The following is a 15256-nucleotide window of genomic DNA, read 5'->3' on the forward strand; positions in this document are numbered from 1 at the left end:
GGCGGGCTGTGGGCGTACCCCCGGGTGGGCGGCGGGCGCGGAGCCGGCGGCGGCCGGCGGCGCGTCGGCGGCGCTCAGGGTGAGCCGGCGTTCCATCCGCTCCAGGCGCTGGAGCAGGCCACCGGTGGAGTCGTCCGCGCCGGGCAGCAGCATCCGGGCGCAGATCAGCTCCAGCAGCAGCCGGGGCGCGGTGGTGCCGCGCATCTCCACCAGGCCGTCGTGCACGATGTCGGCGCAGCGCGAGAGCGTGCCCGGGCCGAGCTGCGAGGCCTGGGCGGCCATCCGCTCGATCTGGTCGGCCGGACCGTCGATCAGGCCCTTCGCGGCGGCGTCCGGCACCTGCTGGAGCACGATCAGGTCGCGCAGCCGCTCCAGCAGGTCCGACGCGAACCGGCGCAGGTCGTGCCCGGCCTCGGCGACCCGGTCGACCGTGGCGTACGCGGCGGCGCCGTCACCGGCGGCCAGCGCGTCGCACATCTCGTCGATCAACGCGGCGTCGGTGACGCCGAGCAGAGCGGCGGCACGGGCGTAGGTGACCCCCTCCTGCCCGGCGCCGGCGATGAGCTGGTCGAGCACCGAGAGGCTGTCCCGCATGCTGCCCCCACCGGCGCGGACCACCAGAGGGAAGACCGCCGGCTCGACGGAGACGCCCTCGGCCTGGGTGAGCTGCTCCAGGTACGGCCGGAGCACCTTCGGTGGGAACAGCCGGAACGGGTAGTGGTGGGTCCGCGACCTGATCGTGCCGAGGACCTTCTCCGGCTCGGTGGTGGCGAAGATGAACTTGACGTACTCCGGCGGCTCCTCGACCAGCTTGAGCAGGGCGTTGAAGCCCTGCGTCGAGACCATGTGCGCCTCATCGATGATGTAGATCTTGAAGCGGCTGCGGGCCGGTGCGAAGAACGCCTTCTCGCGCAGCTCGCGGGCGTCGTCGACACCACCGTGGCTGGCCGCGTCGATCTCGATGACGTCGATCGAGCCGGCGCCGTCGGTGGTCAGCGAGCGGCAGGACTCACACTTGCCGCACGGCTCGGGAGTGGGGCCCTGCTCACAGTTGAGGGAGCGGGCCAGGATCCGGGCGCTGGAGGTCTTGCCGCAGCCACGTGGGCCGGAGAAGAGGTAGGCGTGGTTGAGCCGGCCGCTGCGCAGCGCCTGCGACAGCGGCTCGGTGACCTGCTCCTGGCCGATCATCTCGGCGAAGGTACGCGGCCGGTACTTGCGGTAGAGCGCCAGCGTCACTCGTCCCGCCTCCTCTCGACCGAGCCATTCTGCGCCGGTCGGGCGCGGGTGACCACCCACCACCCCGGGCGCCTGGGTTGCCGCGCGTTGCCGGCCTGGTCGCCGGGGCTTGATCGACTCGGCTTCCTGGAAATCGCGGTGTCCCTGCGACCGGGACACCGCGACATCACTGATGTCGAGTGGATCAACCGGCCCACAGACAAAAAGGCCTCCCGTGCACCCGGCAGAGCTCGCTTATCCTTGCTGCCTTCCGGCCCTGGGGAGGTTCACGAGATACCGCCGCACGGGAGGTGCCGCCAAGCCTACCCGACCGCCCGTCGATCTTCAGGGGGTGGTGGGGTGGCCGGGCCGGCGGGGGCCTGTATCCTGGCTCGCGGAGGATTCGCCTAGAGGCCTAGGGCGCACGCTTGGAAAGCGTGTTGGGTTTACACCCTCACGAGTTCGAATCTCGTATCCTCCGCTCGCTGAACAGCACGAACGCCCGGCAGGTCCGTAGGGACCCGCCGGGCGTTCGTCTTGTGGGTCGCCAGGGCCGGCGGACGGACCGGCCCTGGCGTCGATTCGCAGGGGTCAGAACCTGCCCGCGGCCACGTCGGCCAGGGTCACACGGGTCACCGTGTAGTTGACGGTCACGCCCACGCTCTCCGAGACGTACTTGATCGGCAGGCCGGTTTCGGCGTTGATGGTCAGGCTGTCAGTGCCGCCGCCGCTGATCAGCGCGCCGGCGGCAAGGGTGAGCACCGGCTGGCCGTCGATGGTGCCCTGCTCGACCTTGACCTCGGGCATCTGCCCCAGCAGCCGCAGCACCCCAGCGCGCACCGTCGGGCTGCCGGCGCCGGCCTTCAGCGCGTCCACCGAGCTTCCCCAGACCCAGTTGTCGGTCAGGTTGCCCACGGTGGACGCGTCCTGGCCGGTGGCCTTGAGCTTCTCGTCGATCGCGGGACCGGACGGCTTGACGCCGGGCGCCTGGAGAGTTGGCGCGGTCTTCGGGTCCTTCACGTACGCGAGCGCCATCCTCTTGCGGGCCTCGTTGAGGTCGCCCTTGGCCGCGTACTCCGCCGCAGCGACCGCCTTCTTCCTCCCGGCCTCGCTGTCGCCGTCCCCGGCGGGCTTGCCCTTCACACTCGCCGGGAGGGCACCGCGGGTCTTGGCGAAGTAGAGGTCGCCGTTGTCGGCGAACACGTCCCACACAGCGACCTTGAGGCCGTCCGTGTAAACCTGGTTGCGCAGCACGAGCGTCGCGTCGCCCTCGGGCCGCGGGGCGGTGGTCAGATAGCCGACCAGATTCATCAGCGGGGCGTTCTCGGCGGTCGCACTGCTGGCCGCCGCCGAGTTCGGGGCGGCGAGGTTGGGCGCCGGGGCCTGCGTGCCAGTGGTGAGCACGGCGACCGCCGCGACAGCGGCGGCGAAGCCGGTGCCGGCAGTCGCGCGCCACGCCATGCGGCGGTGCCGCAGCTTCCGTCCGCGGCTCTCGATCTGGTCGAGATCCGGCGCGTACGGCCGATCCCCGACGATGCCCTGCAGAGTCGCGCTCAGACGTGCCTCGGTGTCGTGTGGCATGGTCAGATGTCTCCTCGGTTCAGTACGGACTTGAGCTTGATCAACGCCCGGCTCGTCTGGCTCTTGACGGTGCCCTCGCTGCACCCGAGGGCCGCTGCGGTCTCCCGCTCGCTGAGCCCCTCGAGAAACCGCAGGACGACGGTCGCCCGCTGCCGCGCGGGCAGCGACTGCAACGCCTGGAGCAGTTCGGCGCGGTTCACGACCTCGTCGGACATGTCCGCGACGGTGCTGTCGATGTCGGGTTGCACCGTGATGTTCCGGTTCCGGCGCCAGCCCCGTCGCGACTCGTTGATCAGGATGCGTCGCACGTACGCGGACGGGCTGTCGGCCCGCTGGACCCTGCGCCAATTGCTGTACGCCTTCGCCAGGGTCTCCTGGACAAGGTCGTTGGCCAGGTGCCAGTCCCCGCACAGCAGGTACGCCGTGCGGTGCAACGATGCGGCGATCCCCTGGACGAAAGCCCGAAAATCCTGCTCCGCGTCGCTCGCCGTCCCGGCTGGTCGGTGCTTCATTACGGTCGTCACATGGGGGGAGACACGCGTATGGGCGCGGACGTTGTCAAGGGTGTCGGATCTTTCTCGGGCTCAGCACGTCTGGCGCTCTCAGCGAACCACGCCCGGCGCTCCGAAAGCCCAGGTCCCCGGTTTTCGGCCGACTCGACCGGGGCTCGGCGGCCCGCCCGAATCGCGCCTGATCATGCATTCCAGGTTCGTCCAAGGTTTCGACAAGGCGGCACCTCGAAGCTCAAGTCAACCGGCGCTCACCGAGGGGCCGGAGCAGGCGAAGCAGAGGAGTGCGACGGACATGACACGGACCCTTGCCAGGCGGGTACTGCTGCCGCTGACAGCCGCACTGACCGCGATCCTGATGACCACGAACCCGGCGGCCGCCGCGGGCAACGACGACTACACGGTCTACACCGGCTCGTATGGCGGCGCGGTCGACTTCATCGACTACGGCCCCGGAGCGCCCGGCGGCGGCAACAACGACGACTACCTGGTGATCCGCGACATCGCCGCGGACGGCCACGGCGTGCAGGTCTGGGCGTGGCTGCACGGGAAGTACCTCGGCACGAAGTACAACGGCTCCGGCGCGTTCACCTCGGTGATCTACGACCCGTACACGATCTTCCCGAACAACGTCGCGAAGGGCGAGGTCATCGGGGTCAAGATCTGCCTGGTTGACGGTCCGGACAACCTGATTCAGGCGAGTTGCTCGAACATAGAATGGCCCAGCATCGACGGCTGACCAGATCGAGGCGGCCGGCGTCCTTCGGAGGTGCGTAGGCAACACCGATGGACGCCGGCTCCCCGACCGCCGTCGGATCCTGTGGTCTCATCGATGTCGTGGCAGCAACGGCATGGGAATGGGACCAGACGTTGTACGCGGGCAGCGCCAGCCACTACAGCATCGGCCGCATGCCCTACCCGCCCCGGCTCGCCGAGGCTGTCGGGGAGACACTCGGCCTCGACGGCACCGGTCGGCTCCTGGACATCGGCTGCGGGCCCGGATCTCTGACGCTCCTGCTCGCGCCACTGTTCGAGGCGGCGGTGGGCGTCGACGCCGACCAGGGCATGCTCACCGAGGCGCGACGCAGAGCCGGCGAGGTCGGAGCCACGAACATCGAGTGGCGGCACCTGCGCGCCGAGGACCTGCCGGCCGACCTGGGCACGTTCCGGGTGGCCACGTTCGCCCAGTCGTTCCACTGGATGGACCGGCCTCTCGTGGCCCGTCGCGTCCGCGACATGCTCGCACCGGACGGCGTGTGGGTCCACGTCGCCGCCAACACCCACCAGGGCGTGGCCGACGACGAGACGCTGCCGTACCCCCGTCCGCCGTGGCGGCAGATCGACGACCTGGTCGCCAGCTACCTGGGACCGGTCCGCCGGGCCGGACAGGGGTGGCTCCCCGCCGGCACCTCCGGCGGGGAGGAGACGATCATGCGGCAGGCCGGCTTCACCGGCCCCACCCGCATCGAGGTCCCCGGAGGGGCGGTCGCGGAACGCAGCGTCGACGAGATCGTCTCGGCGGTGTTCTCCCTGTCCAGTTCGGCACCACGCCTGTTCGCCGACCGACTCCCCGCCTTCGAGGCGGATCTGCGTCGCCTCCTGTCCGAAGCGGCACGCGATGGTCGCTTCGCCGAGCGCAGACGCGAGGTCGCAGTGGTGATCTGGCGCCCCTGACTAGCCGCGCAGGCGGGCCCAGGAGAGGAAGCGGTCGGCCAGCCGGGCCGGGTCCGCACCGATGAGCTGTTCACCGGCCTCGACCTGGAGCGTCGCCAGGTAGACCAGCAGTGCCACCCGGTCGTGCCGGTACTCGCCGAGCAGCCGCAACTTCGCCGCCGAACAGGGCCAGGCGATCCCGCACACCCGGCAACGCCAGGTGGGACGGGTTGGCAGGTGATCACGGTGGCGGCGGCGGGGCATGGGTGGGCCTCCTTCGCGATGGAAGGGGGGCCGCCCGGCCTCCCCGTCCGGGCGGCCCCCTGACTGACGCCGACCGCCGGGCTCCTTCGCCTCCACCGGCCCCGCCGTCCTCTGCGGACCAGCCTCGCGCGCGTCACCGGACAGATACAGCCCGTAGCGATATGGTCAGCAGATATTCGAGACATCCGATGGAGGGGCCGTGAACGACGCGTTGCGGGTGGCGCTCAGCGACACTGGGCACACCGCCGAGTCACTCGCTGAAATCGTCGGCGTCGACCCGAAGACCGTGGGGCGCTGGCTGACCGAGGGCCGGATCCCGCATCCTCGGCACCGGTTCGCGGCTGCGGAGGCTCTCCACAAGGACGTGTCGGACATCTGGCCGGACACTTCGAGACGTCGGGACCCCATCTGGTTCCGTCCCTGGCAGGAGATCGAGCGCGAGGCGGTGTCGCTGCGGTCGTACGAGTCAGTGGTCCTGCCGGGGTTGCTCCAGACCGAGGCGTACGCCCGCGCCGTGCTCAGCGGCGCGGGGCTGATCCCTCGGGCGGACATCGAGCGGCACCTCACGGCCCGACTCGCCCGGCAGAGCTTGCTGAAGCGGGACGACCCGCCGCAGTTCACGGCGGTCATCGACGAGGTCGTCCTCCGCCGGCCGGTCGGCGGTCGGTCGACCATGCGCGAGCAACTGCTGGCCGTCGTCGCGGCGTGCGCCGAGCCGCACATCCGGGTGCACGTGGTGCCTGCCTCGGTCGGCGCCTACGCCGGTCTCAACGGGCCGTTCGTGATCGCTCACAGCAACGACCATCGAGTGGCCGGCTACCTGGACAACCAACTACAGGGACATCTCGCTAGCGACCCGGAGGACATCGCGGCCATGATGGCGGCGTGGGAGAACGTGCGCGGCGAGGCGTTGTCCCACTGGCAGTCGGTCGATCTCATCACGGAAGTGGCGGAGACATGGAGCTGAACGGCGCCCGGTGGCGCAAGAGCAGCCGCAGCAGCGGCAACGGCGGCAACTGTGTCGAGGTCGCCGACAACCTGCCTGACGTGGTCGCCGTCCGCGACTCGAAGAACCCTTCCGGGCCGGCCCTCACCTTCACCCCGACTGCCTGGCGCGCGTTCGTCACCCAGCTCGCTCGGCGGGCCTGATCGGAACCGACGCGGCCGGGCCGCCCGGGCCGGGCGGGGCCCGCAGGGACCAGAGCGCAAGGGGTACGGCGGCGGCCGCGGCGGTCAGCAGGATCAGTCGGTGGTCGACGACTTCGAGTAGGCTCGCGCCGGCCAGCAGGGCCACGGTGGACGGGCCGAACGTCAGCGTGTTGACCGTGGACGCCACGCGGCCGACCAGCTCGCCCGGCGTCTCCCGCTGGACCGCCGTCCAGACGGTGACCAGCACCAGCGGCACGCCGAGTCCCACCGCCAGCCCACCGGCGACCACCGGTCCGACCGAGGTCGTGGCCCGCAGGGCAAGCCCGACGGCGAAGACCGCGACCGCACCGGCCACCACCCGCCGGTCGCCGAAGCGGCGCAGCAGCGATCCGGCGGCCAGGCCGCCGAGAAGGGACCCGACGCCCTGCACGGTGGCCAGCACGCCGTTGAACTCGGGCGGCCGTCCCAGACCGGCGTCCACCACGGCGTACGCGACGGCGCCGTTGAGCCCCATCAGCACCATCGTCAGTGCGGCGCAGCCGACGATGTGCCGCAGCACGCTGTGTCGGCGCAGGTGCCCCCATCCGTCGGCGAGCTGCCGGCTCCAGCGCTCGGCGGGCCCGGGTGACTGCTCGCGAACCCGCAACGACCAGAAGACGATGCCGGCCAGCACGAAGGTGGCCGCGTCCAGCAGCACCACCGGGTGCGCGCCGTACGCGGCGAAGAGCGCCGCTCCGGCCAGCGGGGCGAGCAGCTTCATCCCCTCGTTGATCGTGGTCCGCAGCCCGTTGAAGTCACCGAGCAGCGGGCCGGGTACCACCGCCGGCACCAGCGCGGCCTCGGCCGCGTCGGTCAGCACGAAGGTGATCCCGTACGCGGTCATCACCGCGAAGATCAGCCACACCCGGGTCGCCGAGTCGACCAGCAGCAGCAACGGCAGCAGAGCCGCCATCACCGCGTGCAGGACGATCAGCAGCGGTCGGCGGCGGAACCGGTCGGCGAGCAGCCCGAGCAGTGGCCCGACCAGGGTGGGCGCCCACACCCCCAGGGTCACCAGGGCGGCGAGGCTGCTCGACCCGCTCAGATCCTTCACCCAGATGCCGGCCACCAGCAGCATCGCCGCGGTGCCGAAACCGGACACCAGCACGCCGCCGAGATAGCGGCCGGCGTCGCGGTTGGCCAGCACCCTGGCCGTACCCCAGCTCATCGCACCTCCCCGCCAGCGGCCGATTCTGCCCGAACGGTGGCCGCGGTGGGTGCCCACTGCGCCCGGCGGGTACGGTCCGGGGATCGACGCCGACGGGCCCGGATCCCGTCGTACACATGTTCTATCCACAGGCTGTGGACGGCGGAGGGTTGGATGGGTTACCAGCTCAGCGCGGTGGTCGCGGACGCGGAACTGCTCCGCGAGCACACCACCGAGCTGGATCACGCGGTCCTCGGCGAGCTGCGCCAGGATTTCGCGCTGCTGCCGGTCACCCCGCAGTTGGTGGTGGAGCTGACCGGGTCACTGCCGGATTTCTCGGTGGACGACCGGAGCGCCGAGCACCCGTTCGGCCTGGTGTTGTCGTCGCCGCTGGTCGAACTGCTGGCTCGCTGGTCGCAGTCCGGGCCGGTGGCGTACCTGGAGGCGGAGTTCGGCGGTGGCGCCGGCTACCAGTCGGCGGTGGTGTGGCTGGGCGGCGCGCGGTCCTGGGGGCCACGGTTCGACGACGTGCTCGACGCGCCGCGCGAGGAGTGGCCGATCAACATGGCGCTCACCCGGCTCGGTGTCGAGCCGGGCGCGTGGATCGACCCGTTCGCCGAACTGGGGTTGCACCTGGAACGAAACACCGACGGTTGGCTGGCGCACGGGCGGCGTCGGCTCAGCGCCGACTACTGGGATGAGCTGGTCGAGCAGTGGGAGAACGGGTAACGCCCGGCCGATCCATGGCGGACCGGCCGGGCGTTGTCGTGCACGGTCTCAGTACAGCGGGCCGCCACTCTGCGGCCCGGCGATGCGGAGGCCGTAGCGCTGGGGCCAGACGACCTCGGTGCGCAGGGACAAACCACTCCACGTGCGGTCGAGCGGTTCGAGCCCGCCGGCGGCACCGTGGAACGGAATGACGACCCCGGACGGATATCCGGCAAGGTCGCCGCCAACCTCTTCCCCGGTCGACGCCACGACGGCGTCGAGCCCGCCCCTGCCGTTGAGGTTCAACAGGGCGACGGAGGCGCCGAACAGGTCCCCCCTCTCGGACCCGCCCGGAACGGTCGGGTGGTTCTGGTCGAACCCCTGGGCGCCGCTCCCCGTCAAGCCGGCGGCGGAGCCCTTGAGCAGGGCGACGCCACCGGCGTCGGCCAGCGAGCCGATGGCCTCGCCGGGGATGCCGACCAGCACGTCCGCTCTGCCGTCGCCGGTCACGTCACCGGTCGCCAGCGCACCACCGAAGCGGTCGTCGGACTCGGGGTCTCCCGGTACGCCGGCCGTACGCTGCGTGATGATCTGTACCGCACTGCTGGACAGGCCGCCGGAGCGGCCGGCGAAGGCCGCGACGAGGCCGCCGTTGATGTGCGGGGTCTGCGCGCCGGGCGCCCCGGCGATCACCTCGCCCAGCCCGTCACCGTTCACGTCGCCGACCGCGAGCGTGTCACCCAGGTACCACGCGATGGTGCCGGTCCCATCGTTCGGCTCCACCGCCGCACCCGAGACCGCGGTGGCGCCGGTCGACGACACACCACTCGCCGAGCCCCACATCAGGGTGACCATCCCGCTGCCGTTTGAGGTCACGCCGTCGTCCTCACGAGGAGCGCCGATGACCAGGTCGTTGTAACGGTTGTTGTCGACCTTTCCGATCGCGAGTGAGAAGCCGAACTGGTCGTTGGCCTCCGCCCCGCCGGGCACCGCAGCCAGGTCCTGGTGGAGGTGCTGCGCTCCGGTCGCCGTGAGGCCGGTCGGCCCGCCCAGCAGGACGGTGACCGCGCCCGCGCTCGCCTTGCTTCCGATCGCCTCCCCGAACGCGCCGACGGCGAGGTCCTCGCGGCCGTCCCCGTTGATGTCACCGGCCGCGAGGGCGGCACCGAACCGGTCGTAGCTCTCCGGGTTGTCCGGAACATTCGGCGAATCCTGGTTGAAGTGGACCGCCGAGTCGACGACCAGGCCGGTGCGGCTGCCCGGGATGACCCAGACCCCGCCGGCGTGGGTCCTGGTGCGGGCATCCTGCTCGTCACTGTCGCCGATCGCCAGGTCGTCGTAACGGTCGCCGTTGAAATCGCCCGCCACCAGGGCCAGACCGAAACAGCTGCAACCGCCGTCGGTTGGCAGGACGCCCATGAGGTAGTCGACCTGCGCGGCCGACGAGTAGCGCACGCTGACCACGCCGGTCGGGGTCTGGGGCAGGTTGTAGTTGAACGGGTCGCCGGTGGCCGCGATGTCGTCGACGCCGTCGCCGTCGAAGTCGGAGCGGCCGACGCCCGCGCCCCGTACCGGGGTGATCGTCCTCGGCAACGACACCCGGTGGTGCTGGAGAACGACGCCCTCGCGGGTGATGGTCCGGACGCCTTGCGCAGCCTCCGCCGGGACACTGAGTGCCAGGCTGGCCAGCACGGTGGAGACAACTAAGATCGGTGCACTTCGCTGCAAGGGAACCCCGCTTCCGTTAGGCGCCTGGACACAGTAGGCGGACGATTCGACTGCTGAAATAAGGCGAACGGGCAGGGCGGGCGACGACCGGGCATCCCCATCGACCAAACGGACTCCGGCGCTGGCGGCCGGGGAGTCTCGACGCCGCTCCAGAAATCCGGCGACCGGCAGCAACCTGAACGCCCCGGTTCCGTTGGGGACTGGGGGATTCCATGAAATTGCGACAATTTGCGTTTATTGCCGCGCTGCTGACGGCTGCCTCGATCGCCGGCAGCGGCGTGCCGCCACCGGGCCCGATACCGGACGGACGGCCCGCCGGCAGCGTGGAGATCATCGACCTGAACGGTCTGCGCAACATCGAGTTCGGTGACACCGAGGACGAGCTGACCCGCCGGGGCATCCTGCGTACCGACCTGGATGCCTGCGGGCCGATGCTCGCCGGCCACGACACGGTCAGCCCGGTCTTCGCCGAGGACCGACTGGTGCTGCTCTGGGTCGGTGAGCCGATGCGGACACCGGAGGGCATCACGGCGGGCTCACCCGTCGACCAGGTCTGGTCCCGCTATCCGTCGGTCACCCGACTGCGTGCTCCACAGGGGACGTACCGGCTCGACGGGCTGCTCGCCCACCACGGCGACCGCGCGTACCTCTTCCTGCACGACGGACGCACGGTCCGAAAGACCATCGCCGGGTACGCCGACTGGGCCCGCCGCCTGTTCGACGAGGGCGCCGGACCCTGCTGATTCCGAGCGCCGAGCGGGCCGGTCCACGTCGGACCGACCCGCTCGACGCGCCAAAGCACCGTCAGCCGCGGAACGTTCGCCAGAAGTCGTACGAGTGGGCCTCGGCGAAATCCCTCGTGCCCGACCCGCCGTCACCGGCCAGCACCCGCACGTACGGCGACCCGCCGCGCAGTCGGGGCCAGTCCGCCCGGCCCGCCCGCGCGAAGTCACTCCACACCCGGACCATCTCGTCGGACAGCCGCCGCTGCGTCGGCGTGAGCGCCTCGGCGTAGTCGACCGCGAACAGGTAGGGCAGCTCCGCGCAGTGGTACGCGCCGGTGGGGAACGTCGACTCGGGCCCGTCGGTGAAGAACGGCGCGTCGTCGTCGGCGAACTCGTAGGCGTACGTCGGCACCCGCCGGGCGAACTCCAGCGCGGCGGAGTAGATCGGCTCGGCGTAGTCGTGGTCGGTCAGCACGGCGGCCAACGTCTCGCTGGCGGAGTACGCGTCGTCGCGCGGATAACGGGCCAGCACCTCCTCCGCCCGGTCACCGAAGGCGGCCCGCACCTGCTCGCGGTACTGCTCGTCGGTGAGCGGGCACGATTCGGGCTGCTGGTCCGGCTCCGGCGGGGTCGGGCAGTTCATCCCACTGCGTTCCATCCCCCACACCAGGAGCCGGGACTCGTCCCGGTTCATCCCGGTCAACACCGGCACCGGATGCAGTCGCCCGGCGGCCAGCGCCTCCGCCGGGTCCACCGGCAGCGTGCGGCCGTCGACGACCGGGCCGAGGTCGACACCGGCACCCGGATAGCCGGCCGCCTCGATCAACCGGGCGGGGTCCCGCCCCCGCAGGCAGGCGGCGACCGTACGGGGATCGGCGCAGCCGACCGTCCGGGCGAACTCGTCGGCCGCCACGGTCGCCGCCGCCCGGGTCTGCACCGGGTTGGCGCACGAGTTGCTCTGCAAGATCGCCCGGTGGAACAGGCCGGCGGAGGCCGGCGCGGCCAACTGCGCGCAGACACTTGTCGCTCCGGCCGACTGACCGAACAGGGTCACGTTGCCGGGGTCCCCGCCGAAGGCCGCCGCGTTGCGTGACACCCACCGCAGTGCCGCCTGCTGATCCTGGAGGCCGTAGTTGCCGACCGACCGGCCCCCGTCGGCGAGCGCCGGATGCGCCAGGAAGCCGAGCGCACCGAGCCGATAGTTGACCGTGACGACGATGACGTCACCGCCGGCGGCCAGCCGCTGCCCGCCGTACACGTCTCCCCTGCCGAACCGGAAGTCGCCGCCGTGCAGCCACACCAGCACCGGGCGCGGCGTCCGTGCGGAGGTGCGCGGCGTGGTGACGTTGAGGTAGAGGCAGTCCTCGGACTCCGAGGGATCGTCCATCGGCAGCCCCTGGAGTTGGGCGCACGCGTCCCCGGGCCGGGTCGCGTCGCGGACGCCGGTCCAGGTTGGAGCCGGCAGCGGCGGGGCCCACCGCAGCGCCCCCAGCGGCGGTCGGGCGTACGGGATGCCCTGGAAGGAACGGTGGTCCGCCGCTACGGTCCCGCGCACCGCGCCCAGGTCGGTCCGGACGACGGCCGCACTCCGGCCGGTGGCAGCCGAGGCGCCCGGGCCGACGGCCACCGCCGACGCCAGCAGCGCGACGGCACCCAGCGCGGCGACCCACCGGGACCGGGCCCGGCGGGCGGGCCGGATCGGAATGCTAGTCATGGTTTCCTCCGTTCGTCGGTAGCCGGTACGGCGTACGCACCGTGCTGCGGCGAGCATGCCGACCTGGCCACCAGTCGGCCAGGGAGCTCTAGTACGCCGACCGTCAGCACCGGCGAACACCGACGGGCCGACGGCCGGCGCTCTAGTGCGCTACGGTCACACCCCCGACCGGCGGGAGGCCGACCGTGACGCAGATCGACGAGTCGACACCCCCGTATCTGCGCATCGTCGGGGAGCTGCGGCGGCGCATCGCGGAGGGCGAGTTGGGCCCCGGCGACCGGTTGCCGTCCACCCGGCAGATCGTCCGGGAGTGGGGGGTCGCGATGGCGACCGCCAGCCGGGCCCTCAGCGTGCTCCGTCAGGAGGACCTGGTCCGGGCGTTGCCCGGTGTGGGCATGGTGGTGACCGGCCCGGAGTCGACGTCGACCGTGCGGGGCGCCCGGGTCGACGCCCGGCGGGGGCCCGGCGGAGGGGTGACCCGCGACCAGGTGGTGCGGACCGCCACCGGGATCGCCGACTCCGAGGGGTTGGCGGCGCTGAGCATGCGGCGCATCGCGACCGAGCTGGACGTGCCGACCATGTCGCTGTACCGGCAGGTCCGCGGCAAGGAGCAGCTCCTGTTGCTGATGGCGGACGCGGCCTTCGCCGTCCATCGCCTGCCGCAGACCTTCCCGCCCGGGTGGCGAGCCCAACTGGAGCTGCTCTGCCGGCTCCAGTGGTCGATCTATAGGCGGCATCCCTGGCTGGCCCAGGTCATCTCGCTGACCCGCCCACTCATGGCGCCGCACGCCGTCGCGCACACCGAATGGGCCCTGCGCGCCCTGGCCGGTCACGGCCTGGACCAGCACACCCAGCTCCACCTGGTGGCCGAGCTGGCCAACCACGTACGCGGAACGGCGGTCAACCTTCAACAGGGGGCCGAGGCGGAACAGGACACCGGCCTGACCGACGACGAGTGGATGGTGGCTCAGGCCGAGGTATTGGCCGGGCTGCTGGCCGCAGGCGAATTTCCGCACCTGGCCCGGCTCGCCCGGTCGGAGATCGACCTCAACGCCGACAGCCTGTTCGAGTTCGGCCTGCAACGGCTCCTCGACGGGGTGGCGGTGCTGCTCCGAGGGTGAGCGCCGGTCGCCGGGCTCAGGTGGCGCGCTCGGGTAGCCGCGCCCCGGACGCGGCCGCGAAACCGGCGAGCGCGATCTCGGCCGCCTGCTGCAGGTCCTCCCGGCTGACTCCGGCGGCGGCGTGCACCGCCTGACCTTCGGTGACGATCATGACGAAGCGGGCGAGCGCGACCGGGTCGGCGTCGGCGGGTAGGTCGCCTTCGGCGACGGCGCCGGCGAACCGTTCGGCGAGGGCGTGTTCACCGGCCAGGCGGCTGGCGGCGAGAAACCCGGCGACCGGCGCGTTCTCGTCGGAGCAGGCTGTGCCGCCCTGGATCGACAGGCAGCCGGCCGGACGGTCGGGCCGGGTCACGGCGAGCACGTTCTCCCGGAGCAGGGTGGCGACGACCTGGTACGCGGTGGGTTGGGCGATCGCGTTCCGCGCGTACCCCATGTCCTGTTCGGCGTAGCGGGCCACGACCTTGCGGAACAGCTCCTCCTTGCCGCCGTAGGCGGCGTAGAGGCTGGGTTTGTTGATGCCCATGGCGGCGGTGAGGTCGCTCACCGACGCGCCCTCGTAGCCCTGGCGCCAGAACACCTCGACCGCGCGCTCCAGCGCCGCCTCGGCGTCGAAACCCCGTGGTCGTCCCCTCTGCGGCACGGCTGCACCACCTCCCGCCAGCCATGTTACCCGCGGCGCAACCGATCGGTACAGAAATTTGCGGACCGGGCCGACGGTTGCTACGGTCAGATACGTACCGCTCGGTACAGAATTCTTGGAGGATGGTGTGACGACTCGACTGAACCCCTCGCTGCCTGCGGTCGGGCTCTGGAGCATGGAGCTGCGTGGCGCCGCGAACCCGGCCGTCCGGGATGCGGCGACCGAACTCGACGAGCGGGGCTTCCGGGCGCTGTGGGTGCCCGGTCTCGACGGCGTCGGGGCCGTCGACGACGTCGCACACCTGCTGGCGGCCGCACCGCACGCCACGGTCGCACTGGGCGTGCTGGCGATCTGGGGCCAGGACCCGGTGGCTCTCGGTGACCGGCTGGCCGCGCTGGACGCCGCACACGGGCCCCGGACGATCTTCGGCTTCGGGGTGAGCAACGCCCACTCCGCCGCCCAGGCTGGCCAGGACTACGGCCGGCCGGTGGAGACGATGGGCCGCTGGCTGGACGCGCTGGACGCCGCGCCCCGGCCGGTTCCCGCCGGGCGCCGCATCCTCGGCGCGCTCGGTCCGAAGATGGCGGACCTCGCTGCCGACCGGACGGCCGGATGGCACCCGTTTCTCGTGACCCCCGACTACACGGTGACGCAGCGGAACCGTGTCGGCGCGCGGCCGTTGGTCGCACCGCACCTGGCTGTCGTCCTCGAAGAGGACCCGCAGCGGGCCCGCGCCGCCGCTCGGGCGGGGATCGGCATGTTCATCGGCTTTCCGACGTACCGGGCCAATCTGGCCCGCCTGGGGTTCACCGAAGACGACCTGGTCCCCGGCGGCAGCGACCGCCTGATCGACGCCGTGGTCGCCTGGGGTGACCTGGACGCGGTGGCCACGCGCATTCGGGAGCACCTGGACGCGGGCGCGGACCACGTCGCCCTCCACGTGCTGCGCCCCGACGATCCGGATCGGACGGCGCTGCCCCTCGCGCAGTGGCGCGACCTGGCGAACCTCCTGCCGAGCTTCGCCGCCACCCCGACAACTCACTGACCACCGGCCGGCACGACA

16 protein-coding genes, 1 tRNA gene and 1 other RNA gene are annotated in these 15256 nt (G+C 71.6%); 9 read left to right on the forward strand and 9 right to left on the reverse strand.

Annotation, left to right across the window (positions count from 1 at the left end; translation table 11 throughout):
• Window positions 1-1236: DNA polymerase III subunit gamma and tau (locus EAD89_RS04005; protein WP_121674779.1), on the reverse strand; the 1236-nt coding region annotated here is incomplete at its 3' end.
• Between the two features lie 203 nt (window positions 1237-1439).
• An RNA gene (ffs, locus tag EAD89_RS04010) (signal recognition particle sRNA small type) lies at window positions 1440-1529 on the reverse strand.
• Window positions 1530-1611: 82 nt separating this feature from the next.
• Between ffs and EAD89_RS04015 the strand changes: the two genes are divergently transcribed.
• Window positions 1612-1696 (forward strand) — tRNA-Ser (locus EAD89_RS04015).
• A gap of 110 nt (window positions 1697-1806) precedes the next feature.
• On the opposite strand, the gene EAD89_RS04020 is transcribed toward EAD89_RS04015, so the two are convergent.
• Together EAD89_RS04020 and EAD89_RS04025 are read right to left on the reverse strand one after the other, a co-directional pair.
• Entirely contained in the window at window positions 1807-2796 is a 990-nt protein-coding gene (locus EAD89_RS04020) for a hypothetical protein (protein ID WP_121652449.1), read from the reverse strand.
• A 2-nt stretch (window positions 2797-2798) separates the two neighbouring features.
• The gene (locus EAD89_RS04025; RefSeq protein ID WP_121652450.1) at window positions 2799-3308 is read right to left on the reverse strand and encodes a SigE family RNA polymerase sigma factor; all 510 of its coding nucleotides are present in this window, start codon (window positions 3306-3308) and stop codon (window positions 2799-2801) included.
• Window positions 3309-3600: 292 nt separating this feature from the next.
• On the opposite strand from EAD89_RS04025, the gene EAD89_RS04030 reads away from it, so the two are divergent.
• Both EAD89_RS04030 and EAD89_RS04035 read left to right on the forward strand, forming a co-directional pair.
• The gene (locus tag EAD89_RS04030; protein ID WP_121674780.1) at window positions 3601-4044 is read left to right on the forward strand and encodes a hypothetical protein; all 444 of its coding nucleotides are present in this window, start codon (window positions 3601-3603) and stop codon (window positions 4042-4044) included.
• A 98-nt stretch (window positions 4045-4142) separates the two neighbouring features.
• Window positions 4143-4979: a class I SAM-dependent methyltransferase gene (locus EAD89_RS04035; protein WP_121674805.1), complete on the forward strand. Its 837-nt coding sequence runs from the start codon at window positions 4143-4145 to the stop codon at window positions 4977-4979.
• Here the strand turns inward: EAD89_RS04035 and EAD89_RS04040 are convergent, their stop codons facing one another.
• Window positions 4980-5222, reverse strand: coding sequence for a flavin reductase (locus EAD89_RS04040; protein ID WP_121674781.1), 243 nt, complete (start codon window positions 5220-5222; stop codon window positions 4980-4982). It lies immediately after the preceding gene.
• A 199-nt stretch (window positions 5223-5421) separates the two neighbouring features.
• Between EAD89_RS04040 and EAD89_RS04045 the strand changes: the two genes are divergently transcribed.
• Both EAD89_RS04045 and EAD89_RS04050 read left to right on the forward strand, forming a co-directional pair.
• Window positions 5422-6189, forward strand: a complete 768-nt coding sequence (locus EAD89_RS04045; RefSeq protein ID WP_121674782.1) for a helix-turn-helix transcriptional regulator — start codon at window positions 5422-5424, stop codon at window positions 6187-6189.
• Window positions 6180-6371 carry a DUF397 domain-containing protein gene (locus tag EAD89_RS04050; RefSeq protein ID WP_121652456.1) on the forward strand — a complete coding sequence of 64 codons (192 nt, stop codon included), beginning with the start codon at window positions 6180-6182 and terminating at the stop codon, window positions 6369-6371. Before EAD89_RS04045 ends, EAD89_RS04050 begins: the two co-directional genes overlap by 10 nt.
• On the opposite strand, the gene EAD89_RS04055 is transcribed toward EAD89_RS04050, so the two are convergent.
• On the reverse strand, window positions 6346-7578 hold the full coding sequence (locus tag EAD89_RS04055; RefSeq protein ID WP_121674783.1) for an MFS transporter: 1233 nt from the start codon (window positions 7576-7578) through the stop codon (window positions 6346-6348). The two genes, EAD89_RS04050 and EAD89_RS04055, sit on opposite strands and share 26 nt — an antisense overlap.
• Window positions 7579-7731: 153 nt before the next feature.
• Here EAD89_RS04055 and EAD89_RS04060 point away from each other — a divergent pair, with 153 nt between their 5' ends.
• The gene (locus EAD89_RS04060) at window positions 7732-8286 is read left to right on the forward strand and encodes a hypothetical protein (protein WP_121674784.1); all 555 of its coding nucleotides are present in this window, start codon (window positions 7732-7734) and stop codon (window positions 8284-8286) included.
• Between the two features lie 48 nt (window positions 8287-8334).
• Here the strand turns inward: EAD89_RS04060 and EAD89_RS04065 are convergent, their stop codons facing one another.
• Window positions 8335-9993: an integrin alpha gene (locus tag EAD89_RS04065; protein WP_233578175.1), complete on the reverse strand. Its 1659-nt coding sequence runs from the start codon at window positions 9991-9993 to the stop codon at window positions 8335-8337.
• A 248-nt stretch (window positions 9994-10241) separates the two neighbouring features.
• Between EAD89_RS04065 and EAD89_RS04070 the strand changes: the two genes are divergently transcribed.
• Window positions 10242-10736: a hypothetical protein gene (locus EAD89_RS04070; RefSeq protein WP_199733408.1), complete on the forward strand. Its 495-nt coding sequence runs from the start codon at window positions 10242-10244 to the stop codon at window positions 10734-10736.
• Window positions 10737-10797: 61 nt separating this feature from the next.
• On the opposite strand, the gene EAD89_RS04075 is transcribed toward EAD89_RS04070, so the two are convergent.
• Complete coding sequence (locus tag EAD89_RS04075) at window positions 10798-12432, reverse strand: carboxylesterase/lipase family protein (RefSeq protein WP_121674787.1); 1635 nt, start codon at window positions 12430-12432, stop codon at window positions 10798-10800.
• A 185-nt stretch (window positions 12433-12617) separates the two neighbouring features.
• On the opposite strand from EAD89_RS04075, the gene EAD89_RS04080 reads away from it, so the two are divergent.
• A complete protein-coding gene (locus tag EAD89_RS04080) occupies window positions 12618-13553 on the forward strand; it encodes a TetR/AcrR family transcriptional regulator C-terminal domain-containing protein (protein ID WP_121674788.1) in 936 nt (311 codons plus the stop codon).
• A gap of 16 nt (window positions 13554-13569) precedes the next feature.
• On the opposite strand, the gene EAD89_RS04085 is transcribed toward EAD89_RS04080, so the two are convergent.
• Window positions 13570-14193, reverse strand: coding sequence for a TetR/AcrR family transcriptional regulator (locus EAD89_RS04085; protein ID WP_121674789.1), 624 nt, complete (start codon window positions 14191-14193; stop codon window positions 13570-13572).
• 127 nt (window positions 14194-14320) lie between these two features.
• Here EAD89_RS04085 and EAD89_RS04090 point away from each other — a divergent pair, with 127 nt between their 5' ends.
• A complete protein-coding gene (locus tag EAD89_RS04090; RefSeq protein ID WP_233578176.1) occupies window positions 14321-15238 on the forward strand; it encodes a TIGR03620 family F420-dependent LLM class oxidoreductase in 918 nt (305 codons plus the stop codon).
• Window positions 15239-15256: the final 18 nt, after the last annotated feature.

Source organism: Micromonospora sp. BL4, assembly GCF_003667505.1.
Taxonomy (GTDB): Bacteria; Actinomycetota; Actinomycetes; order Mycobacteriales; family Micromonosporaceae; genus Micromonospora.